At 71.9% G+C, this 21,255-nt stretch carries 21 protein-coding genes; 13 read left to right on the forward strand and 8 right to left on the reverse strand.

The annotated features are described in order from the left end of the window. Positions 1-13 precede the first annotated feature (13 nt). Positions 14-1,231: a beta-eliminating lyase-related protein gene (locus MTR79_RS01660; RefSeq protein WP_244793023.1), complete on the reverse strand. Its 1,218-nt coding sequence runs from the start codon at positions 1,229-1,231 to the stop codon at positions 14-16. A 194-nt stretch (positions 1,232-1,425) separates the two neighbouring features. Between MTR79_RS01660 and MTR79_RS01665 the strand changes: the two genes are divergently transcribed. The 10 genes from MTR79_RS01665 to MTR79_RS01710 all read left to right on the forward strand — a co-directional run bounded on the left by MTR79_RS01665 (position 1,426) and on the right by MTR79_RS01710 (position 9,817). After that, a complete protein-coding gene (locus MTR79_RS01665) occupies positions 1,426-2,373 on the forward strand; it encodes a DUF2520 domain-containing protein (protein ID WP_086698629.1) in 948 nt (315 codons plus the stop codon). Between the two features lie 73 nt (positions 2,374-2,446). After that, positions 2,447-3,445: a pantoate--beta-alanine ligase gene (gene panC / locus MTR79_RS01670; RefSeq protein ID WP_086698628.1), complete on the forward strand. Its 999-nt coding sequence runs from the start codon at positions 2,447-2,449 to the stop codon at positions 3,443-3,445. An 11-nt stretch (positions 3,446-3,456) separates the two neighbouring features. Further along, positions 3,457-5,196, forward strand: a complete 1,740-nt coding sequence (locus MTR79_RS01675; RefSeq protein WP_244793025.1) for an L-aspartate oxidase — start codon at positions 3,457-3,459, stop codon at positions 5,194-5,196. 5 nt (positions 5,197-5,201) lie between these two features. Then, positions 5,202-6,179, forward strand: coding sequence for a carboxylating nicotinate-nucleotide diphosphorylase (nadC, locus tag MTR79_RS01680; RefSeq protein ID WP_048459543.1), 978 nt, complete (start codon positions 5,202-5,204; stop codon positions 6,177-6,179). A gap of 8 nt (positions 6,180-6,187) precedes the next feature. Further along, positions 6,188-6,985 (forward strand): type III pantothenate kinase, encoded by a 798-nt coding sequence (locus MTR79_RS01685; RefSeq protein WP_048459544.1) that lies wholly within the window; start codon positions 6,188-6,190, stop codon positions 6,983-6,985. 369 nt (positions 6,986-7,354) lie between these two features. Next, the gene (locus tag MTR79_RS01690; protein ID WP_244788882.1) at positions 7,355-7,957 is read left to right on the forward strand and encodes a hypothetical protein; all 603 of its coding nucleotides are present in this window, start codon (positions 7,355-7,357) and stop codon (positions 7,955-7,957) included. A gap of 26 nt (positions 7,958-7,983) precedes the next feature. Continuing rightward, complete coding sequence (locus MTR79_RS01695) at positions 7,984-8,157, forward strand: hypothetical protein (RefSeq protein ID WP_048459546.1); 174 nt, start codon at positions 7,984-7,986, stop codon at positions 8,155-8,157. A gap of 125 nt (positions 8,158-8,282) precedes the next feature. After that, the gene (locus MTR79_RS01700) at positions 8,283-8,726 is read left to right on the forward strand and encodes a BlaI/MecI/CopY family transcriptional regulator (RefSeq protein WP_078895254.1); all 444 of its coding nucleotides are present in this window, start codon (positions 8,283-8,285) and stop codon (positions 8,724-8,726) included. A 9-nt stretch (positions 8,727-8,735) separates the two neighbouring features. Next, positions 8,736-9,269, forward strand: a complete 534-nt coding sequence (locus MTR79_RS01705; RefSeq protein ID WP_086700070.1) for an amino-acid N-acetyltransferase — start codon at positions 8,736-8,738, stop codon at positions 9,267-9,269. Positions 9,270-9,481: 212 nt separating this feature from the next. After that, the gene (locus MTR79_RS01710; RefSeq protein ID WP_048459549.1) at positions 9,482-9,817 is read left to right on the forward strand and encodes an Lsr2 family protein; all 336 of its coding nucleotides are present in this window, start codon (positions 9,482-9,484) and stop codon (positions 9,815-9,817) included. Here the strand turns inward: MTR79_RS01710 and MTR79_RS01715 are convergent. Next, a complete protein-coding gene (locus tag MTR79_RS01715; protein WP_244788884.1) occupies positions 9,796-10,500 on the reverse strand; it encodes an SCO3374 family protein in 705 nt (234 codons plus the stop codon). The genes MTR79_RS01710 and MTR79_RS01715 overlap by 22 nt on opposite strands. 431 nt (positions 10,501-10,931) lie before the next feature. On the opposite strand from MTR79_RS01715, the gene MTR79_RS01720 reads away from it, so the two are divergent. Next, entirely contained in the window at positions 10,932-13,457 is a 2,526-nt protein-coding gene (locus MTR79_RS01720) for an ATP-dependent Clp protease ATP-binding subunit (protein ID WP_048459551.1), read from the forward strand. Between the two features lie 75 nt (positions 13,458-13,532). On the opposite strand, the gene MTR79_RS01725 is transcribed toward MTR79_RS01720, so the two are convergent. Further along, on the reverse strand, positions 13,533-14,186 hold the full coding sequence (locus tag MTR79_RS01725; RefSeq protein ID WP_244788886.1) for an HAD family acid phosphatase: 654 nt from the start codon (positions 14,184-14,186) through the stop codon (positions 13,533-13,535). A 440-nt stretch (positions 14,187-14,626) separates the two neighbouring features. On the opposite strand from MTR79_RS01725, the gene MTR79_RS01730 reads away from it, so the two are divergent. Continuing rightward, positions 14,627-15,364, forward strand: a complete 738-nt coding sequence (locus MTR79_RS01730; RefSeq protein ID WP_244788888.1) for a M23 family metallopeptidase — start codon at positions 14,627-14,629, stop codon at positions 15,362-15,364. 28 nt (positions 15,365-15,392) lie between these two features. Here the strand turns inward: MTR79_RS01730 and MTR79_RS01735 are convergent, their stop codons facing one another. Further along, entirely contained in the window at positions 15,393-15,989 is a 597-nt protein-coding gene (locus MTR79_RS01735; RefSeq protein ID WP_189366801.1) for a TetR/AcrR family transcriptional regulator, read from the reverse strand. Between the two features lie 137 nt (positions 15,990-16,126). Here MTR79_RS01735 and MTR79_RS01740 point away from each other — a divergent pair, with 137 nt between their 5' ends. Next, positions 16,127-17,695, forward strand: a complete 1,569-nt coding sequence (locus tag MTR79_RS01740; RefSeq protein ID WP_048459554.1) for an MDR family MFS transporter — start codon at positions 16,127-16,129, stop codon at positions 17,693-17,695. Between the two features lie 68 nt (positions 17,696-17,763). Here the strand turns inward: MTR79_RS01740 and cseC are convergent, their stop codons facing one another. From cseC to MTR79_RS01760, 4 genes are all read right to left on the reverse strand, one after another. Then, a complete protein-coding gene (gene cseC, locus MTR79_RS01745; RefSeq protein WP_189366800.1) occupies positions 17,764-19,107 on the reverse strand; it encodes a two-component system sensor histidine kinase CseC in 1,344 nt (447 codons plus the stop codon). Positions 19,108-19,115: 8 nt separating this feature from the next. Then, complete coding sequence (gene cseB, locus MTR79_RS01750; protein WP_086700064.1) at positions 19,116-19,814, reverse strand: two-component system response regulator CseB; 699 nt, start codon at positions 19,812-19,814, stop codon at positions 19,116-19,118. A gap of 162 nt (positions 19,815-19,976) precedes the next feature. After that, a complete protein-coding gene (locus MTR79_RS01755; RefSeq protein ID WP_189366799.1) occupies positions 19,977-20,627 on the reverse strand; it encodes a hypothetical protein in 651 nt (216 codons plus the stop codon). Next, on the reverse strand, positions 20,615-21,154 hold the full coding sequence (locus MTR79_RS01760; RefSeq protein WP_048459557.1) for a SigE family RNA polymerase sigma factor: 540 nt from the start codon (positions 21,152-21,154) through the stop codon (positions 20,615-20,617). Before MTR79_RS01760 ends, MTR79_RS01755 begins: the two co-directional genes overlap by 13 nt. Positions 21,155-21,255 lie beyond the last annotated feature (101 nt).

The raw sequence follows: 21,255 nt of genomic DNA on the forward strand, positions 1-21,255 counted from the left end.
TTGACGGCGGCCGTCAATCGGGGCGACGCGGTGAGGGCCGCGCGCCGGTCAGGCGGCGGGCGAAGTCCGTGGCCGCCTCGCGGACGTCGCCGGCCGTCCACTCCAGGGCGGCGGCCCGGACGTAGACCTCGGTGGCGGTCAGGCCGGGCCCCTTCGGGTCCCAGTGGTTCGCGAACAGCATCGTCCCGGTCTCCTCGCCCGCCCGGATCGCCGTCTCCGCCACGACCTCCGTCCCGTACGGCAGCCACACCTGGAAGTCGTGGGTGTGCGGCACCTCGGGGTGCACCCGGAACCAGGGCAGCCCCCCTGCCTCCAGGCCCACGCGCAGCGCGGCGGCCACCACGCGCGCGTGGCGGACGTACTCCGGCAGGCGAGGCAGCTCCCGGTCGAGTCCGATCAGCGCGGACAGGGCGGTCGGGAACTGCTGGAACACCGCGCCGCCGTACCGGTGCCGCCAGGTCCTCGTCTCCTCGATCAGCGAGGCGGGCCCGGCGAGGGCCGCGCCGCCGAAGGCGTCGAGGGACTTGTAGAAGGACACGTAGACGCTGTCCGCGAGGCCCGCGATCTCCTCCAGGGACTTCCCGAAGTGCTCGGTGCACTCCCACAGCCGCGCCCCGTCGAAGTGCACGACCGCGTCGCGTCCCCGCGCGGCCTCCACCACCTCGGTCAGCTCGTCCCAGGTGGGCAGCACGAACCCGGCGTCCCTCAGGGGGAGTTCCAGCATCAGTGCCCCGAAGGGCTCCGCGAAGTCGCGGACCTCCTCGGCGGTGGGCAGCCGCGGCTCGTTCGCGAAGTGCACCGGGCGCAGGCCGCTGACCTGGCTGAACGCGTTCCGCTCGTACACCTCCGGGTGGCTCATCGGGTGCAGCGCCACCGCCGGGTCGCCGGTGCGCCCCGCCCAGCAGCGCAGGGCCACCTGCTGCGCCATCGTGCCGGTCGGGAAGAAGGCCGCGGCCTCCGTGCCGAGCAGCTCCGCCACCCGCCGCTCCAGGGCTTCCACGACTCCGTTGCCGTAGATGTCGGAGGTCTCGTCGAGGTCGTGGACGTCGCCCGCCGACTCCAGCAGCCTCAGCCGCTCCTTGAGCGGGGCGAGGAAGCCGAGGCGCGCCAGCACGCGCGGGGCGTTGCGCCAGGCCGCGATGCGTCGTTCACGCGGCGACGGCGCGGCGGCCTCCTCCGTCGTCGGTCCGGTGCCGTCGTGGTCCGCCGTCTCAGTCATGCCCGCGATCATGCCCGGCCCTCGCCGAGCGGTCACCCCCAATTCCGTACGAGGGCGGGGGCGGACGCGGTCCGTTCGCGAGGGCGGAAGCGTCCACGGAAACCCACAGCCTGTGGACAACCGGTGGCCGCCGGAACCGATCGCGTTAACATGACGAGAAATCGTCCGGTACCCCGAGCGGACTGGAACGGGAAGGCCGCCGTCGCGTGAACACAACCCCACAGCCCGATCCCCGGGACCGCCCCGCGCGGCTCACCGTCGGCGTCGTCGGCGCCGGACGCGTGGGCCCCGCCCTCGCCGCGTCCCTCCAACTGGCCGGGCACCGCCCGGTGGCCGTCTCCGCCGTCTCCGACGCCTCCCGCAGACGCGCCGAGGAGATGCTGCCGGACGTGCCGGTGGTGCCGCCCGCCGAGGTGCTGGAGCGGTCCGAGCTGGTGCTGCTGACCGTCCCCGACGACGCCCTGCCCGAGCTGGTCGCCGGACTCGCCGAGACCGGCGCCGTGCGCCCCGGCCAGCTCCTCGTGCACACCTCGGGGCGATACGGCGCGAAGGTCCTCGACCCCGCCCTGCGCGCGGGCGCGCTGCCGCTCGCCCTGCACCCGGCGATGACGTTCACCGGCACCCCCGTGGACGTGCAGCGGCTCGCCGGCTGCTCCTTCGGCGTCACCGCGCCCGACGAGCTGCGGCTGGCCGCCGAGGCGCTGGTCATCGAGATGGGCGGCGAGCCCGAGTGGATCGCCGAGGAGAACCGCCCGCTCTACCACGCGGCCCTCGCCCTGGGCGCCAACCACCTGGTCACCCTGGTGGCCCAGTCCCTGGAGCTGCTGCGCACCGCGGGCGTCGGCGCCCCCGACCGGATGCTCGGCCCGCTGCTCGGCGCCGCCCTCGACAACGCCCTGCGCTCCGGCGACGCGGCCCTCACCGGACCGGTCGCCCGGGGTGACGCCGGCACGGTCGCGGCGCACGTCGCCGAGCTGCGCGAGCACGCTCCCGGGACCGTCGCCGGGTACCTGGCCATGGCCCGCGCCACCGCCGACCGCGCCCTCGCCCACGGGCTGCTGAAGCCGGAGCTCGCCGAGCCCCTCCTCGGGGTGCTCGCGGGACCGTCCGACGCGGCCGGCGGCACCGGAGACACCCCGGGGGACACGACATGAGCGGCACCGCCCGCGCCCCCCACACCCACCTCACCCGTACGCTCCCGCGCGCGTCCCGGAACGGAGCCGCCCGATGACCGCCACCCTGCTGCGCACCGCCGCCGACCTGCACGCCCGCGTGCGTACCGGCCGCCGTGCCGTCGTGATGACCATGGGCGCGTTGCACGAGGGCCACGCCACGCTGATCCGCACCGCCCGGAAGATCGCCGGGCCCGAGGGCGAGGTCGTCGTCACCGTTTTCGTCAACCCGCTCCAGTTCGGCGCGGGCGAGGACCTGGACCGCTACCCGCGCACCCTGGACGCCGATGTCGAGCTGGCCGGGACGTCCGGCGCGGACGCCGTGTTCGCCCCGTCCGTCGACGAGGTGTACCCCGGCGGCGAACCCCAGGTGAGGATCAGCGCCGGCCCCATGGGCGAGCGGCTGGAGGGCGCCGCCCGCCCCGGCCACTTCGACGGCATGCTCACCGTCGTGGCGAAGCTGCTGCACCTCACCCGCCCCGACGTCGCCCTCTACGGGCAGAAGGACGCCCAGCAGCTCGCCCTGATCCGGCGCATGGTGCGCGACCTGAACTTCGGCGTGGAGATCGTCGGAGTCCCCACCGTCCGTGAGGAGGACGGGCTCGCCCTGTCCAGCCGCAACCGCTACCTGTCGCCCGCCGAGCGGCGCACCGCGCTCGCCCTGTCGCAGGCCCTGTTCGCGGGCCGTGACCGGCACGCCGCACAGGAGGCGCTGCGCGCACGCGCCCGCGAGGTGCCCGCCTCGCGGGCGCGTGCCGAGGCGCTCAGCGCGATCGGCGAGTCCCGCGCCGCGGCCGACGCGCACGCCGTGGCCACCACCGCCGGCGGGCCCGCCGCGATCCGCGCCGCCGCCCGCCTGGTGCTGGACGAGGCCGCCCGCCTGGATCCGCCGCTGACGCCGGACTACCTGGCGCTGGTCGACCCGTCGGACTTCACCGACATCGGCGACGACTTCACCGGCGAGGCCGTCCTCGCGGTCGCCGCGCGGGTGGGCGCCACCCGGCTGATCGACAACATCCCCCTGACCTTCGGAACGTTCGGAGACGCCTCGTGACCAGCACAGGCATACGCCCGCCCGTCGCCCACGACCCCCGGGCGGGAGCGCTTCACGCTCGGCCCCGCCTGTACGCGCCCGCGCCCGGGTGGTCCATCGACGCGGACGTCGTGGTCGTCGGCTCCGGGGTCGCGGGCCTCACCGCCGCCCTCCGCTGCGAGGCCGCGGGGCTGACGACCGTGGTCGTCACCAAGGCCCGCCTCGACGACGGCTCCACCCGGTGGGCGCAGGGCGGCATCGCCGCGGCACTCGGCGAGGGCGACACCCCCGAGCAGCACCTCGACGACACCCTGGTCGCCGGCGCGGGCCTGTGCGACGAGGAGGCGGTGCGCATCCTGGTCACCGAGGGCCCCGACGCCGTACGGCGGCTCATCGCGACCGGCGCGCAGTTCGACAAGGCCGGCGACGGCGGTCTGGAACTCACCCGTGAGGGCGGCCACCACCGGCGCCGCATCGCCCACGCGGGCGGGGACGCCACCGGCGCGGAGATCTCCCGCGCCCTGGTCGAGGCGGTCCGCGCACGGGGGATGCGCACCATCGAGAACGCGCTCGTGCTCGACCTGCTCACCGACGCCGAGGGCCGCACCGCCGGCGTCACCCTGCACGTCATGGGCGAGGGCCGGCACGACGGCGTGGGCGCGGTCCACGCGCCCGCCGTGGTACTCGCCACCGGCGGCATGGGCCAGGTGTTCTCCGCGACCACCAACCCGGCCGTATCCACCGGCGACGGCGTCGCCCTCGCGTTGCGCGCGGGCGCCGAGGTGAGCGACCTGGAGTTCGTCCAGTTCCACCCCACGGTGCTGTTCCTCGGCCCGGACGCGGAGGGGCAGCAGCCGCTGGTCTCCGAGGCGGTGCGAGGCGAGGGCGCCCACCTGGTGGACGCCGACGGCGTGCGCTTCATGCTCGGGCAGCACGAGCTGGCGGAGCTGGCGCCCCGCGACGTCGTCGCCAAGGGCATCGTGCGCCGCATGCTGGACCACGACGCCGAGCACATGTACCTCGACGCCCGTCACTTCGGCGCCGAGATGTGGGAGAACCGGTTCCCGACCATCCTGGCCGCCTGCCGCGCCCACGGGATCGACCCCGTCACCCAGCCCGTCCCGGTCGCCCCGGCCGCCCACTACGCCTCCGGCGGCGTCCGCACCGACTCCCACGGCCGCACCACGGTGCCTGGCCTCTACGCGTGCGGGGAGGTCGCCTGCACCGGCGTGCACGGCGCCAACCGGCTCGCGTCCAACTCGCTCCTCGAGGGCCTCGTCTACGCCGAGCGCATCGCCGCCGACATCGCCGCCACCGGCCTCCGCGCGCGCGTGCCGCAGCCGCTGCCCACGGCGGAGCGCCCCGCGCACCCGCTGCTCCCGTCCGAGGCGCGCTTCGCCGTCCAGCGGACCATGACCCGCGGAGCGGGCGTGCTGCGCTCCGAGGCGTCCCTCGCCGAGGCCGCCGACAGTCTGCACCGGCTGCACACCGACGCGCGCGACGCCCTCGACGAGAACGGCAAGACCGCCGAGCCCGGCGTCGACACGTGGGAGGCCACCAACCTGCTGTGCGTCGCCCGCGTGCTCGTGGCGGCGGCGCGGCTGCGCGAGGAGACCCGCGGCTGCCACTGGCGCGAGGACCGGCCCGAGCGCGACGACACGGCGTGGCGCCGTCACATCGTCGTACGGCTGAATCCCGACCGATCGCTGGCGGTGCGCACCACCGAGACCACAGACTTCCCCCCGACCCTCCCTCAGGCCCAGGAGCAGTGACAGCAGTGACCACCCCCGACCTTCCCCTCGTCTCCTCCGGCGGCTGTGGCGACGGCTGCGCCTGCGGCGCAGGCGAGGAGGACACGTACCTGGAGTGCGGGCTCGACCCCGCGCTCGCCCAGCTCCTGGCCGACGCGGGGCTCGACCCCGTCGAGGTCGAGGACATCGCCAACGTGGCCCTCCAGGAGGACCTGGCGCACGGCGTGGACGTGACCACGGTCGCGACCATCCCCGAGGACGCCGTCGCCACCGCCGACTTCACCGCCCGCGAGGCGGGCACGGTGGCCGGTCTCCGGGTCGCCGAGGCGGTCATGTCGATCGTCTGCACCGATGAGTTCGAGGTCGAGCGGCACGTGGAGGACGGCGACCGGGTCGAGGCCGGCCAGGTGCTGCTGTCCGTCACCACCCGCACCCGCGACATCCTCACCGCCGAGCGCAGCGCGCTGAACCTGCTGTGCCGGCTCTCCGGCATCGCCACCGCCACGCGCGCGTGGGCGGACGCGCTGGAGGGCACCAGGGCGAAGGTGCGCGACACCCGCAAGACCACGCCGGGGCTGCGCAGCCTGGAGAAGTTCGCCGTGCGCTGCGGAGGCGGCGTCAACCACCGCATGTCCCTGTCGGACGCGGCGCTGGTCAAGGACAACCACGTGGTGGCCGCGGGCGGCGTCGCGCAGGCCTTCGAGGCCGTCCGCGACCGCTTCCCGGACGTCCCGATCGAGGTCGAGGTCGACACCCTGCACCAGCTCCGCGAGGTGCTGGACGCGGGCGCCGACCTGATCCTGCTGGACAACTTCACGCCCGGCGAGTGCGAGGAGGCGGTGTCCCTCGTCGACGGCCGCGCGGCGCTGGAGGCGTCCGGACGTCTCACCCTGGCAGGCGCGAAGGCGTACGCCGACACGGGCGTCGACTACCTCGCCGTGGGCGCCCTCACCCACTCCTCGCCGATTCTCGACATCGGCCTCGACCTGCGCGCCGCGGAGTAGGACCGGCCATGCTGCTGACCATCGACGTGGGCAACACGCACACCGTTCTCGGTCTGTTCGACGGCGACGAGATCGTCGAGCACTGGCGCATCTCCACGGACGCGCGGCGCACGGCGGACGAGCTGGCCGTGCTCCTCCAGGGCCTGATGGGCATGCACCCGCTGCTGGGCGAGGAGCTGGGCGACGGCATCGACGGCATCGCCATCTGCGCGACCGTCCCGTCCGTGCTGCACGAACTGCGCGAGGTCACCCGCCGCTACTACGGTGACGTGCCCGCGGTCCTCGTGGAGCCGGGCGTGAAGACGGGCGTGCCGATCCAGTTCGACAACCCCAAGGAGGTCGGAGCCGACCGCATCATCAACGCGGTGGCCGCCAACGAGCTGTACGGCGGCCCGGCGATCGTCGTCGACTTCGGCACGGCGACGACGTTCGACGCGGTCTCCGCGCGCGGGGAGTACGTCGGCGGGGTCATCGCGCCCGGCATCGAGATCTCGGTCGAGGCGCTCGGCGTCAAGGCCGCCCAGCTCCGCAAGATCGAGGTGGCCCGGCCCCGCACCGTGATCGGCAAGAACACGGTCGCGGCGATGCAGTCCGGCATCGTCTACGGCTTCGCCGGCCAGGTCGACGGCGTGGTCAACCGCATGGCGCGGGAACTGGCCGACGACCCGGACGACGTCACGGTCATCGCCACGGGCGGCCTCGCCCCGATGGTCCTGGGCGAGGCGACGGTCATCGACGAACACGAACCCTGGCTGACCCTGATCGGCCTCCGCCTGGTCTACGAACGCAACGTGTCCCGGATGTAGCGAGCGCAGCTGCCGGGCGGGCAGCTCCCGCAGCTGCGGGGCGTCGGTGGCCGGTCGCGCAGTTCCCCGCGCCCCCCTGGGGGACGCCGCGGCTGCGGGCAGTCGTGCCCCTGGGGCGGCACGGGTGGGCGCAGCGGCACCTTTGCAGCGCCGGGTGCGGGTCGTCGGTGGCTGGGCGCGCAGTTCCCCGCGCCCCCCTGGGGGACGCCGTGGCTGCGGGCAGTCGTGCCCCTGGGGCGGCCCTCGTGCCCGGGGCGCGACCTCTGCGGCGGTGCGGAGGTGCCCCACACCCCCGCCCACCCGGGTGGTGGACGCGCCACACTGACGATCTTTGGGTGGATTTGTCTGATTAGCGCGTATCGTCGCAGCATGCCCACGCCCTACGGATCCCGCGGCGGCCTGGCGTTCGGTGCGGAGGAGCTGCGTGTGCTCCGCCGCGCCCTCGCCCTCGCCCTGCACCCCAGCCCGGCCACGGCCGACGACGTCCAGGACTGCCTGCGCCTCGCCGCGTCCCTCGACGAGGCGACGCGCGAGAGCGCCCGGCTGCGCGCCTTTCTGGTGGCCGACCTCAGCCGCTACCGCGCCGCCCTCCCCGGTACCGCCGTCGGCTACCTCGCGCTCCTCGAGGAGGCGCTGGGCGCCGGCTACCGGCCCCAGCCGGACGATCTGGCCGCCCTGCGCGCCCTGCGCGGCAACCCCACCGCCGCCACCCTCCTGCGGCACTGCGAACGCGTCCGTCTGACCGCCCTGCCCGGGGGGCTGGCCTCCGCGGGCCAGGAGCAGGAGCGCGGGGAGCCGCAGAAGAAGCCCGAGAAGCGGCCCTCGGCTCCGCACCCCGCGCCGAACCCCAGCCCCGCGCCCGCCCCCGGCACCCCCCGTCCGACCCGGCGGCCCGTGCCCACGCCCGGCGAGGTCTTCCCCCGGCGCAAACCCGCCACGCCGCCGCCGGACCGGCACCTGGCCGCCGGCTGACCCGCCCGCCTGGCTACTCTGGACGCATGGACTACGTCTCCGCGCTCCTGCCCCCGGTCGTCATGGCCGTCTTCTTCATCGGCGTGATCCGCGTCATCGTGAAGACGCAGGGCGGCGCCAACAAGACCAAGGAGGACGCCGCCGTCGACGCGGCCCTCGCCCGGGCGGAAGGCTCGCCCGCCGCCAAGACCGACGCCTGACCGGGGCCACCCCGGCCCCTCAGGGGCGTACGACCCGCCGTCGTACGCCCCTTTTGTCGTGGTTCGCCAGGTATCACGCACGTCCGGCACGCCATTGCCGGGATCTCCCACTATTGTTCTGAGTTGTGCCTCGCCCATTGGGAGAACTCGAAGACGCGGTCATGACGCGGGTCTGGAAGTGGAACCGCCCGGTGACCGTTCGGGAAGTCCTGGAAGATCTCCAGAAGGAACGGTCCATCGCGTACACCACGGTGATGACCGTTATGGACAATCTCCATCAGAAGGGCTGGGTGCGCCGCGAGTCCGAAGGGCGCGCCTATCGATATGAGGCCGTCTCCACTCGCGCCGCCTACGCCGCCGCCCTCATGAACGAGGCGTGGTCACGGAGCGACAACGCCGCCGCGGCTCTCGTCGCGTTCTTCGGCATGATGAGCGAGGAACAGCGGCGGGCTCTCCAGGACGCCATGCGGATCGTCCAGCTCCCTGAAACCCCTGAAACCGACGACGGCGACGCCGGCACTCCCGCCGGCGAGAACCCCGCCTCTCGTGACGAGCCCGGCGGGCGATAGCGTCCGTCCATGTCAGCAGACAGCCCCGAAGTCACCGCAAATGCCCTCACCGTGCGACGGGCGCGCACCAGCGATGTTCCGGCTGTACGCCGCCTCCTGGACGACTACGTCCGCCGGGGCATCCTGCTCGACAAAGCCACGGTGACGCTTTACGAGGACATCCAGGAGTTCTGGGTCGCGGAACGGGACGACAACGCGGAGGTCGTCGGCTGCGGCGCCCTGCACGTGATGTGGGAAGACCTCGCGGAGGTGCGCACTCTCGCCGTGAAGCCGGGCCTGAAGGGCGCGGGCGTGGGCCACCGCCTGCTGGAGAAGTTGCTGCAGACGGCCCGCTGGCTCGGTGTTCGACGCGTTTTCTGTCTGACCTTCGAAGTGGACTTCTTCGGCAAGCACGGCTTCGTGGAGATCGGCGAGACGCCCGTCGACCGCGATGTGTACGCGGAGTTGCTGCGCTCCTATGACGAGGGTGTCGCGGAGTTCCTGGGTCTCGAACGCGTGAAACCGAACACCCTGGGCAACAGCCGGATGCTTCTGCATCTGTGATCCGCGTCAGGGCTCCTATGCGGGTGCCCTATGTCCGAAACGCGCATGTTTCCGGGGTGTGCGCGGCCGTCTGTCCTCTGCCGGGGGTTTGTGTTTTTACGGCAAAAGCGGTTTGCTTTCCGAGGTACTGCAGTACTGCATATAACAAGGGGCGGCGATACGGCGGACGCCGGCTCACCCCGGCCCTCAAGTTATCGATGAAAGGAAATCCGGTGGCACAGAAGGTTCAGGTCCTTCTTGTCGACGACCTCGACGGCGGCGAGGCGGACGAGACCGTGACGTTCGCGTTGGACGGCAAGACCTACGAGATCGATCTCACCACCGCCAACGCGGAGAAGCTCCGCGGCCTTCTCGAGCCTTACGTGAAGGGCGGTCGTCGTACCGGGGGCCGCGCTTCCGGCGGGCGCGGAAAGGCGCGTTCCTCCTCGGGCGGCAGCCAGGACACCGCGGCCATCCGCGCCTGGGCCAAGGAGAACGGCTACGAGGTGAACGACCGCGGCCGCGTCCCCGCGTCCATCCGCGAGGCCTACGAGAGCGCCAACGGCTGACCCACACCCCGCACGGCGGCGCCCGTACCGGAGCACCGCAGGCGTACGCGGTGGATCTGCGTCGCCACGGTGCTGACCAGACGCACGAGGTCCGGGGGGCCGTCACCGACCCCTCGCGGGCTCCTCGTGCCCATCGCCGGCAGCGTCGGCAGCGAGGCCACCGTCTCGCGACCCGGCTCGGGGGGCCGCAGCCAGACGGCGGCCCCCTGCGGACTGCCCGCGCGCCCGTCTCCGGGACGCCCCGCGGCCCGGTGTCCACGCGGTGCGTCCGGCCCGGCCCCGGCGGTCCACGGGGCGGGGGCGTCCATGAGGCCCCCGCCGAGCGCCCGCAGGTCGAGACCCAGCCCGCCCCACTCCAGCCACTCCAGCAGGCCCGGCACCTCGTCGGCGCCCCCCGCCGCGATCAGCAGCCGCATCCGGCCCCCTTGGACGGCGACCGGGAAACCCTCCGCGGCCGGGCCCAGCCGCTCCAGCGCCGCACGGCCCGCCTCCGCGGGCACGTCCAGGACGTCGAAGCGCACGCCCACCGTCAGCCGCGGCGGAACACCGGGCACCGTGGGCCATCCCAGGACGTTCTCGTACCAGGAGCGCGTCCGGTCGCCGTGACGCCTCTCGCCCACCTCGCGGGCGGACAGGTCCGGCCGGCGGGGCGACGGGAGGGCGGCGGAGCGGAGACCGGCCATGCCCGGGGCAACGCACGACGACCCTCGGAGTTACGCTGGGTGTCTGGACGTGCGCGCACGGTGTCGAACATGAGGGCGCGCGGGGGTGAAGCAGGGCGCAAGGTTGTTCGCCCGTAGCGGAGGGAACCCGTGCACTCGGCATGGACAGTCAGTCGCAGCGGGTAAGACATCCCTAGTGGGAGGGGGCGACACGCAGGGCGGGAAGGCTCCCGTTCGCCACGGGCGTACTGGCGAAGGGGGTAACTGCCTGGCCTGCGGGAACATCGTCTCGCACCATCGGGTTGGAGCAGATGTCGGCGTGAGCGGGGTCAGGAGGCCATCGACGGTGTCGGCAGTTGGAATGAGCGGTCCCCGCTTGCGGGACTAAGCTGCGGAAGGACAGGGAGGGGAAGTTCCCCCCACTGCCTGACCGCTCTGAGGAGCGATTAACGATGTTCGAGAGGTTCACCGACCGCGCGCGGCGGGTTGTCGTCCTGGCTCAGGAAGAAGCCCGGATGCTCAACCACAACTACATCGGCACCGAGCACATCCTCCTGGGCCTGATCCACGAGGGTGAGGGTGTCGCCGCCAAGGCCCTTGAGAGCCTCGGGATTTCGCTCGAGGCGGTCCGCCAGCAGGTGGAGGAGATCATCGGGCAGGGCCAGCAGGCCCCGTCGGGTCACATCCCCTTCACCCCCCGTGCCAAGAAGGTCCTGGAGCTGTCGCTCCGCGAGGCCCTTCAGCTGGGCCACAACTACATCGGCACGGAGCACATCCTGCTCGGCCTGATCCGTGAGGGCGAGGGCGTCGCCGCCCAGGTCCTGGTCAAGCTGGGCGCTGATCTGAACCGCGTGCGGCAGCAGGTGATCCAGCTGCTCTCCGGTTACCAGGGCAAGGAGACCGCCACCGCCGGCGGTCCTGCGGAGGGCACGCCCTCCACGTCCCTGGTCCTCGACCAGTTCGGCCGGAACCTCACCCAGGCCGCTCGTGAGTCCAAGCTCGACCCGGTCATCGGGCGCGAGAAGGAGATCGAGCGGGTCATGCAGGTGCTGTCCCGCCGTACCAAGAACAACCCGGTGCTGATCGGTGAGCCCGGCGTCGGCAAGACCGCCGTCGTCGAGGGCCTCGCCCAGGCCATCGTCAAGGGCGAGGTGCCCGAGACCCTCAAGGACAAGCACCTCTACACCCTGGACCTCGGCGCCCTGGTGGCCGGCTCCCGCTACCGCGGTGACTTCGAGGAGCGCCTGAAGAAGGTGCTCAAGGAGATCCGCACCCGCGGCGACATCATCCTGTTCATCGACGAGCTGCACACGCTGGTCGGCGCGGGCGCCGCCGAGGGCGCGATCGACGCGGCGAGCATCCTCAAGCCGATGCTGGCCCGCGGCGAGCTGCAGACCATCGGTGCGACCACGCTGGACGAGTACCGCAAGCACCTGGAGAAGGACGCGGCCCTCGAGCGCCGCTTCCAGCCCATCCAGGTCGCCGAGCCGTCCCTGCCGCACACGATCGAGATCCTCAAGGGCCTGCGCGACCGCTACGAGGCGCACCACCGCGTCTCCATCACGGACGAGGCGCTGGTCCAGGCCGCCACCCTGGCCGACCGCTACATCTCGGACCGCTTCCTGCCGGACAAGGCGATCGACCTGATCGACGAGGCCGGTTCCCGGATGCGCATCCGCCGGATGACCGCGCCGCCGGACCTGCGCGAGTTCGACGAGAAGATCGCAGGCGTCCGCCGCGACAAGGAGTCCGCGATCGACTCGCAGGACTTCGAGAAGGCCGCCTCGCTGCGCGACAAGGAGAAGCAGCTCCTGGCCGCCAAGGCGAAGCGGGAGAAGGAGTGGAAGGCCGGCGACATGGACGTCGTCGCCGAGGTCGACGGCGAGCTGATCGCCGAGGTCCTCGCGACCGCCACCGGCATCCCGGTCTTCAAGCTGACCGAGGAGGAGTCCAGCCGCCTGCTCCGCATGGAGGAGGAGCTGCACAAGCGGGTCATCGGCCAGGACGACGCCGTCAAGGCGCTGTCCAAGGCGATCCGCCGTACGCGCGCCGGTCTGAAGGACCCGAAGCGTCCGGGCGGCTCGTTCATCTTCGCCGGTCCGTCCGGTGTCGGTAAGACGGAGCTGTCCAGGGCGCTCGCGGAGTTCCTCTTCGGCGACGAGGACGCGCTGATCTCCCTCGACATGTCGGAGTTCAGCGAGAAGCACACGGTGTCGCGTCTCTTCGGTTCGCCCCCCGGCTACGTGGGCTACGAGGAGGGTGGCCAGCTGACGGAGAAGGTGCGCCGCAAGCCGTTCTCGGTCGTCCTCTTCGACGAGGTCGAGAAGGCCCACCCGGACATCTTCAACTCGCTGCTGCAGATCCTGGAGGACGGTCGCCTGACCGACTCCCAGGGCCGGGTCGTGGACTTCAAGAACACGGTCATCATCATGACGACCAACCTCGGCACCCGGGACATCTCCAAGGGCTTCAACCTGGGCTTCGCCGCCGCGGGCGACACGAAGACCAACTACGAGCGCATGAAGAACAAGGTCTCGGACGAGCTCAAGCAGCACTTCCGGCCCGAGTTCCTCAACCGCGTCGACGACGTGGTGGTCTTCCCGCAGCTGACCCAGGGCGACATCCTGCGGATCGTCGACCTGATGATCGACAAGGTGGACGAGCGTCTGAAGGACCGGGACATGGGCATCGAGCTCTCCCAGTCCGCCAAGGAGCTGCTGTCCAAGAAGGGCTACGACCCCGTCCTGGGCGCCCGGCCGCTGCGCCGGACCATCCAGCGGGAGATCGAGGACTCGCTGTCGGAGAAGATCCTCTTCGGCGAGCTGCGTCCCGGTCACATCGTGGTCGTGGACACCGAGGGCGAGGGCGAGAACCAGACCTTCACCTTCCGCGGCGAGGAGAAGTCGGCCCTGCCCGACGTCCCGCCGATCGAGCAGGCGGCCGGCGGCGCCGGTCCGAACCTGAGCAAGGACGCGTAAGCGCCCTGCCTCACGGCCTGTGAAAGGGGCCGGCACCCGCGAGGGTGCCGGCCCCTTGGCTGTTTCCGCGGGCGGTCAGGAGAGCTGGCCGCCGTAGTCCGGGAGCTTGAAGGTGCGCTCGGCGTGGCCGCCGGAGAGGTCGGTGGCGCTGTTGCCGATGTTGGCGATGATCGTGTAGCCCTTGCGCTCGATGTCGACGCGCTGCGCGGTCTTGTACTCGGCGACGTTCCGGAAGAGGTCGATGAGGCTGCGGACGTACAGGCCGGAGGACTCGTAGCCGACGTGGTCGAGGTTCCACTCGGTGGGCGCGTAGATGATGCCGGGGCGGGCGGTGACGAAGAACAGGGTGACGCCGCGCTCCTCGGCGTACCGGGCGACCTCCAGGACCGGCTTGTTGGCGGGCTGCGGGAAGCTGAAGCCGAAGTCGGTCTCCAGCGCGGTGTTGTCGATGTCGAGGACGATCGCCTGCTTCTCGCCCGGCCGGGCGTCGGCGATGCGCTGCTTCACATAGGGCAGGGCCTGGTCCATGACGGCACGGCAGTCGCGCTGCCAGGTGTCGTAGTCGACGTCCGCCGCGAGGGCGGGGGCGGTGGCCGGGAGGGCGGCGGTGGCCGTCGTGGGTGCCGCTGCGGAGGGTGTGGCCTCGGCGGGTACGGCAAGGGCCACCAGGGCGGTCGCGGAGACGGCGGTCACCGATACGCGACGCAACCAGGAGCGTCGGCTTCTCATGTCGTGGGGGTCCTCTCACGTCCGTGACGCTGCCAACATGTCGTGTGCATGCTCGTGTGCGAGGGTGACGCGAGGTGAACCGTAGGGTTACCGGACGGTAGGTCACCAGAGGCCTGCGCCACATTTCTGCACCCGCTTTTTCACTCCGCCGGTGATGTGCCGCACAGGACCTACGTCACGTACGGCCCGGAATAGTAGCGGGACACCGAAACCGTATCGGACATTCAGGGCGAAAACGCGAGCGATCGGCTTGAAATGGGGCTTTCGGCCCCTGTGAGGCGCATCTCAGGGGCCGCATATCTCGGTCGGTATCTACGAATTTCCGTCGTAGATCACACCTTTGCGGCGTTTCGGGCGAAAGGGTTACCACTGAATGGCCACCACGCCACGGGTCCCGTGAGCCGGTGGTTTCCCTCTGCCCCCTCCCCCATGAGGTTTCGATGTTCGAGCGCGTCACGTCCCGTTTCCCCCGCACGTCCGCCACCCGTACCCGTGCGGCCGTCCTGGCCGCCGGCCTGGGCACCTCGGTCGTCCTGGGAGTCGGGGTCGCGGCCGCCGTCGACAACACGGCCGCCTCCGGTGCGGCCGGCGCCGTACAGGCGCAGGCGGCCGCCCAGTCCAAGGCCGCCGAGGCGCAGGCGAAGGCCGTCCAGGCGCAGGCCGACAAGGCGCAGAAGGCCGCCGAGGCGAAGAAGGCCGCTGCCGCCAAGGCCGCGCAGGCCAAGAAGGCGGCGAAGGCCGCGGCCAAGAAGAAGGCCGCCTCCTGGATCGACCCGGTGAAGTCCTACAAGCTGTCGGCGAGCTTCGCGCAGAACGGCGGCATGTGGGCGCACAAGCACTCCGGCCAGGACTACGCGGTCCCGACCGGCACCCCGGTGATGGCCGCCCACGGCGGCACGGTCGTGAAGGCCGGCGGCAACGGCGCCGGTGACGGCCCCGCGTACGGCAACGCCATCGTGATCAAGCACGGCAACAAGACGTACTCCCAGTACGCCCACCTGTCGTCCGTGAACGTGAAGGTCGGCCAGGTCGTCAAGACCGGCCAGAAGATCGCCTCGTCCGGCAACACCGGCAACTCCAGCGGCCCCCACCTGCACTTCGAGATCCGCACCACCCCGAACTACGGCTCCGCCGTCGACCCGGCGAAGTTCCTGCGCAACCACGGCGTGACGGTCTGATCCGCGGGGAGCGGACCGAAGCGACCGCCTAGTCGCCCGCCGTGTGCCGGTGGGCCTGGGTGACCAGATCGACGGCGACCTCGAGAACGGCTTCCCGCCGCTTCCCGGGGTCGCTTTCGACTTCCTGGAGGACATGCATCCCGGCGTGCAGCGTGAAAAGGGCGCTGACGCAGCGCACCTGGTCGACCAGGTCGGCGTCGGGGTCGATGAGGATGTCCCGCAGTCCGAGCATCTTCGTCTTGAACATGTCGCCGATGCTCAGCTCGCGAATCGTCGCCTGGTTCTCCTGCATGAAGCGGAAGAGCGGGGCGGCCTCCATCAGCGCCGCGCTGTAGCGGCGGATGATCTCCTGTTTGGTCTCCAGTGAGTGCGGCTGCCGGCGTCCCCACTCGATCAGATCCTCGATCGGCCGGGAGAGATCCTCGAAGATGGATACGAGGATCTCTTCCTTGGTCCTGAAGTGGTAGTAGAGCGCCGCCTTGGTGACGTCCAGCCGCTCGGCGATCTCGCGCAGCGAGGTCTTCTCGTAGCCCTGCTCGGCGAAGAGTCCGAGCGCCACTTCCTGGATGCGCTGGCGGGTGTTCCCGCGGCGCCGCTGCTTGGTGCCGTCCATGGTGCCGCCCATCTTTCCCCTCGGACCCTCTTGACGAAAACTTACTTGACGCCCGGCTAGTTGCGCGAGTAGCTTCGCGTCGAAGTCAACTAGCCGGGCGGCAAGTAAGTAAAGACGGGCCACCGAGGGTGGCCGGGGGAGTGGGATCCATGGCGGACACAGTGGCGGCGGGGGCCGCACCGTCGGACGGCGTGAAGCAGCCGCGGAGCGTGCGGGTGGTGCTGCTCGCCCTCATGATCGCGATGATGCTCGCGATGCTCGACAACATGATCATCGGCACGGCGATGCCGACGATCGTGGGCGAACTGGGAGGCCTGGAGCACCTCTCCTGGGTGGTCACGGCGTACACGCTGGCCACCGCGGCCTCCACCCCGGTGTGGGGCAAGGTCGGCGACATGTACGGCCGCAAGGGCGCGTTCATCACCTCCATCGTGATCTTCCTGATCGGCTCCGCGCTCAGCGGCATGGCGCAGGACATGGGGCAGCTCATCGCCTTCCGCGCGGTGCAGGGCCTCGGCGCGGGCGGTCTGATGGTCGGCGTCATGGCGATCATCGGCGACCTGATCCCGCCCCGGGAGCGCGGCAAGTACCAGGGCATGATGGCCGCCGTGATGGCCCTCGCGATGATCGGCGGGCCGCTCGTCGGCGGCACCATCACCGACAACTGGGGCTGGCGCTGGGCCTTCTACATCAACCTGCCGCTCGGCGTGATCGCCCTTGCCGCGATCGGCGCGGTGCTGCACCTGCCGAGGAAGCGGTCACAGGCGGGCATCGACTACCTCGGCGTCGCGCTGCTGACCGTCGGCATCACGGCGATCGTGCTGGTCACCACCTGGGGCGGCACCGAGTACGCCTGGACCTCCACGCGGATCATGGAGCTGACCGCCCTCGGCGTCGCGTCCCTGGTCGGCTTCGTGTTCTGGCAGACCCGGGCCGCCGAGCCGGTGGTGCCGCTGCACATCTTCCGCAGCCGCAACTTCACGCTGATGTCCGTCATCGGCTTCATCGTGGGCTTCGTGATGTTCGGCGCGACGCTCTTCCTGCCGCTGTACCAGCAGTCCGTGCAGGGCGCCTCGGCGACCAACTCCGGTCTGCTGCTCCTGCCGATGCTCGGCGCGATGCTGGTCACCTCGATGGTCGCGGGCCGGGTGACCACGAACACCGGCCGCTACAAGGTCTTCCCGGTGGTCGGCAGCGCGCTGCTGATCGTCGGCCTGTACCTGCTGTCGACGATGGACACCGGCACCTCCCGCCTCACCTCCGGCGTCTTCATGGCCGTGGTCGGCCTCGGCATGGGCTGTCTGATGCAGATCACCATGCTGGTCGCCCAGAACAGCGTGGAGTTGAAGGACATGGGCGTGGCGTCCTCCACCACCACCCTGTTCCGCACCCTCGGCTCGTCGTTCGGTGTCGCGGTCATGGGCGCGCTGTTCAACCACCGTGTCCAGGACGTCATGGCGGAGCGGGCGGGCGCACTGGGCTCCAAGGTGACCGAGCAGTCCGCCCAGCTCGACGCGGCGAGCCTGGCGAAGCTGCCGGAGGCCGCCCGCGAGGCGTACCAGCACGCGGTCTCCTCCGGCACGCACGGGGCGTTCCTGCTGGGCGCGGTCGTCGCCGTGCTGTCGCTGGCGGCGGCGGTCTTCGTCAGGGAGGTGCCGCTGAAGGGCGCGGGTCCCCAGCGGGAGGACGCTCCCGTGGCGGCGCCTGAGACGGTCTGAGACGCGGGCAACTTCCGGGGCGCCCTCGCGCCGTCACGGGGTTTCCCGGGCGCCCCGGAAGCCCCTTCTCACTGCCCCAGCACCGGATAGCTCCCCGTGTTCGTCGGGGCGTGTTCCGGGAGCCACAGGACGGCCGCGGCGCCCTCGGGGGGCGTGTCGGGCGGGGCGCCCGGCGGGCGCACGTTGCGGAAGGTCAGGCGGGCGCCCAGGACGCGGGCCTGACCGGCCGCGATGGTCAGGCCCAGGCCGTGACCCCGGCCCGCCCGGTCCGCGCTGCCGGTGCGGAAGCGGCTCGGCCCCTCGGCGAGCAGGTCCTCCGGGAAGCCCGGCCCGTGGTCGCGGACCCGGACGACCCGCCCCTCCACGGTGACCTCGACGGGCGGAGCCCCGTGCCGCGCCGCGTTGGCGAGCAGGTTGAACAGCACCCGCTCCAGCCGCCGCGGGTCGGTGGTGACCTCCGACTCGTGCATCACCCGCACGACCACGTCCGGGTCCTTCGCCGCGACCCGGCGGGCGACGAACTCGCCGAGCAGGATGTCCTGCAGCTCGGCCCGTTCGGAGGCGCTGTCGAGCCGGGCGACCTCCAGGACGTCCTCGACGAGGGTGCGCATCGCCCGCGCCCGGTCCTGCACCAGCTCCGTGGGCCGGCCCGGCGGCAGCAGCTCCGCCGCGGTGAGCAGGCCGGTCACCGGGGTGCGCAGCTCGTGGGCGATGTCGGCGGTCACCCGGCGCTCGGCCTCCAGCCGCTGCCGCAGCGCGTCCGCCATGGCGTCGACCGCGCTGGCCAGGTCGTCGGTCTCGTCCCGCACCACCCCGCCGATGGCGTCCCGCACCCGTACGCCCGTCTCGCCCCCCGCGACCCGGTTGGCCGCCGTGGCCGCCTTGCGCAGCCGCCGGGACAGGTGCCCGCCGATGAGCACGCCGAGCGCGCAGCCGCCGAGCACGGTCGCGAGGGAGCCGATCCACAGGGCCTGGTCGAGGTCCTTGAGGATGTCCGAGCTGCGGTCGGTGAAGCCGGAGTGCAGCGACATCACGTGCCCGTTCTTCAAAGGCACGGCCGCCCAGATGTCCGGCGCGCCGCCCCGGTCGGCGACGTAGGTGGCGCGGCGGCCCTCCTCGACCTTGGCGCGCAGCTCCGCCGGCAGCTGAGGGTCGTCGATCTTGGTGTTGGGGAAGTTCAGCCGCCCGGACAGTTCGTAGTTCCGCTGGGCGATCATGATGCGCTCGTCGGCCAGGTCGCGCGCGTTGTCCAGCATCGACACCCGGGCCGCGTTGTGCACGACCAGGCTGAGCGCGACCGCCACCAGCGCGCCGACCAGCGCGATGGCCGCGCTGAGCTTCCATCTCAGGCCGGCGCCGATGCCGGCCTGCCGTACGAACGCCGTCACCAGGCGCCGGAGGTGTCCCCGCATCCGCACGCTCAGGCCTTCAGCTTGTAGCCGAAGCCGCGGACCGTCTCGATCCGGTCCTGGCCGATCTTCGCGCGGAGCCGCTGCACATGGACGTCGACCACCCGGGTGTCACCGCCCCAGCCGTACTCCCACACCCGCTCCAGCAGCTTGTCGCGGCTCAGGACGGTGCCCGGCGCCGCGGAGAACTCCAGCAGCAGCCGCATCTCGGTCGGGGTGAGCGCGACCGGCTGCCCGGCCTTGCGCACCTCCATGCCCTCGGTGTCGATCTCCAGCTCGCCGAAGGCCAGCACGGGCCCGCCGTCCGCGTCGTCCTGCCCGGCGCCCGCGCCGCCCGCCCGCTCGAAGCGACGCAGCACCGCGCGGATCCGGGCGACCAGGACCGCGCCGTCGAACGGCTTGGTCACGTAGTCGTCGGCGCCCGCCTCCAGGCCCAGCACCACGTCGATGGCGTCGGCCCGCGCCGACAGCATGATCACCGGGACGGTCGACTCGTCCCGTATCCGCCGGCACAGGCTGACGCCGTCCAGGCCGGGCACCATGACGTCGAGGAGCGCGATGTCCGGCCGGTCGGAGCGGAACGCCTCCAGACCCGACAGCCCGTCGGGCTTCGCGGTGACCGCGAAGCCGTCCCGCTCCAGCGTGAGCTGGGTGGCCTCACGGATGACGTCGTCGTCCTCGACGAACAGGACATGGGTCTGGTCTGCCATCCCGTCGCTCTCAGTTCTCGTGTGGTCCCGGACCGGGTGTGCCCCCGCACCCGCCCGGTCCTCGTGTCTGTGGCTCACCCCACGGGACGCACCGGCCGCGCGACGGGTTCACCCCCTTCATCGTGCAAGGGCCCGCCGGCGGTTCCCGCGGTGAGCCGTGTCTCAGCCTTCCGGCGCCGGTGTCGGCGCCGGCCCGGCGACCGGCCCGTACTCGTTGTGCGTGCGGTACTTCTCGTCGAACCGGCCCGAGAGCCAGCGGTACGTGATCACGACCTCGCCGGACGGGCTCGACACCGGGTCGCCGCGGTCGTAGACCTGCTTGGTCACCACCAGCTCCCCGCGGTCGATCTCGGCGTAGACCGGCGGCTCCTCCGCGCTGAACACGTTGACGTAGCCGTCGCCCTGGTGCCGGTACACGTACGCGCCGATACCGACCGCGTCACCGCAGGTCAGCACGTTGACGACGACGTCGTCGCGGGCCTCGCCCGTGAGGTTGCCGTAGCTGACGTCCACCGGGTACTCGTCGGCGACGCAGGGCTTCAGTTCCCGCTTCACCTCGGCCGACACGGCCGGGTCCCCCTTGATCAGCCGCACCGCGTCCACCCGGTCGGGTGTCGGTGAGGACGCGGTGGCGGGGGTGGCCGGGCCGGACCCGCCGTCCACCCGCGCCGGGCCCTCGTCGCGGGCGCCGGTGCCGCCCGCGCCGCATCCGGTCCCGAACAGCACAACGGCGGCGAGCACGGCCGTCGCCGTACTCGCCGTCCGGGCGGTGGACCGGGCCCGTTCGGGCCCCGCGCCGGTCAGGCCGCGCAACGCTCCCGCTCCTCACGCTCCAGCGCGCGTGCGTCCGACTCGCGGGACTCCAGCTCCTCCCGGAGCCGGGCCAGCGCCCGGTGCAGCGTGCTCTTGACCGTTCCGGCCGACATGCCGAGTGCGGCGGCCGTCTCGTCCGTGGACATCTGCTCCCAGTGTCGCAGCACCACGACAGTGCGTTGCTTCGGGGCGAGGACCTTCAGCACGTCCATCAGCAGGGCGCGGTCCGCGTACTGCTCGGTGGCGTCCTCCACGCGCGACTCGGGGAGCTGCTCGGTGGGCACCTCCTCCAGCTTGCGCGCCCGCCACCACTCCGTCCGCGTGTTGATCATGACGCGGCGCAGATAGGCGTCGGCCAGCCGCTTGTCCTCGATGGTCTCCCAGCGGCCGTACGTGCGCACCAGCGCGGTCTGCAGCAGGTCCTGCGCCTCGACGGGATCCGGGACCAGGCGCCGGGCGCTGCGCAGCAGCGCGTCCTGCCGGGTGCGGACGTACTCCTCGAACTCGAGCACCTCGCCCTGCGCCATGGTGTACCGCCTTCCGGTCCCCGTTCCGGCCGCCCCCGCGGGCCGGCCGTACCGCTCGTGTTCCGTCTCGTGTGCTCCGGTCGAGCACGCGACCGAAACTA

It is taken from the genome of Streptomyces sp. BJ20, assembly GCF_022869105.1.
Taxonomy (GTDB): domain Bacteria; phylum Actinomycetota; class Actinomycetes; order Streptomycetales; family Streptomycetaceae; genus Streptomyces; species Streptomyces griseoincarnatus.

Excerpts from the sequence above, each read along its gene's own strand:
- MTR79_RS01660 (WP_244793023.1), bottom strand. The coding sequence starts at position 1,231 with ATGATCGCGGGCATGACTGAGACGGCGGACCACGACGGCACCGGACCG.
- panC (WP_086698628.1), top strand. The coding sequence starts at position 2,447 with ATGACCGCCACCCTGCTGCGCACCGCCGCCGACCTGCACGCCCGCGTG.
- MTR79_RS01685 (WP_048459544.1), top strand. The coding sequence starts at position 6,188 with ATGCTGCTGACCATCGACGTGGGCAACACGCACACCGTTCTCGGTCTG.
- MTR79_RS01690 (WP_244788882.1), top strand. The coding sequence starts at position 7,355 with ATGCCCACGCCCTACGGATCCCGCGGCGGCCTGGCGTTCGGTGCGGAG.
- MTR79_RS01695 (WP_048459546.1), top strand. The coding sequence starts at position 7,984 with ATGGACTACGTCTCCGCGCTCCTGCCCCCGGTCGTCATGGCCGTCTTC.
- MTR79_RS01705 (WP_086700070.1), top strand. The coding sequence starts at position 8,736 with ATGTCAGCAGACAGCCCCGAAGTCACCGCAAATGCCCTCACCGTGCGA.
- MTR79_RS01715 (WP_244788884.1), bottom strand. The coding sequence starts at position 10,500 with ATGGCCGGTCTCCGCTCCGCCGCCCTCCCGTCGCCCCGCCGGCCGGAC.
- MTR79_RS01720 (WP_048459551.1), top strand. The coding sequence starts at position 10,932 with ATGTTCGAGAGGTTCACCGACCGCGCGCGGCGGGTTGTCGTCCTGGCT.
- MTR79_RS01725 (WP_244788886.1), bottom strand. The coding sequence starts at position 14,186 with ATGAGAAGCCGACGCTCCTGGTTGCGTCGCGTATCGGTGACCGCCGTC.
- MTR79_RS01730 (WP_244788888.1), top strand. The coding sequence starts at position 14,627 with ATGTTCGAGCGCGTCACGTCCCGTTTCCCCCGCACGTCCGCCACCCGT.
- MTR79_RS01735 (WP_189366801.1), bottom strand. The coding sequence starts at position 15,989 with ATGGGCGGCACCATGGACGGCACCAAGCAGCGGCGCCGCGGGAACACC.
- MTR79_RS01740 (WP_048459554.1), top strand. The coding sequence starts at position 16,127 with ATGGCGGACACAGTGGCGGCGGGGGCCGCACCGTCGGACGGCGTGAAG.
- cseC (WP_189366800.1), bottom strand. The coding sequence starts at position 19,107 with ATGCGGGGACACCTCCGGCGCCTGGTGACGGCGTTCGTACGGCAGGCC.
- cseB (WP_086700064.1), bottom strand. The coding sequence starts at position 19,814 with ATGGCAGACCAGACCCATGTCCTGTTCGTCGAGGACGACGACGTCATC.
- MTR79_RS01760 (WP_048459557.1), bottom strand. The coding sequence starts at position 21,154 with ATGGCGCAGGGCGAGGTGCTCGAGTTCGAGGAGTACGTCCGCACCCGG.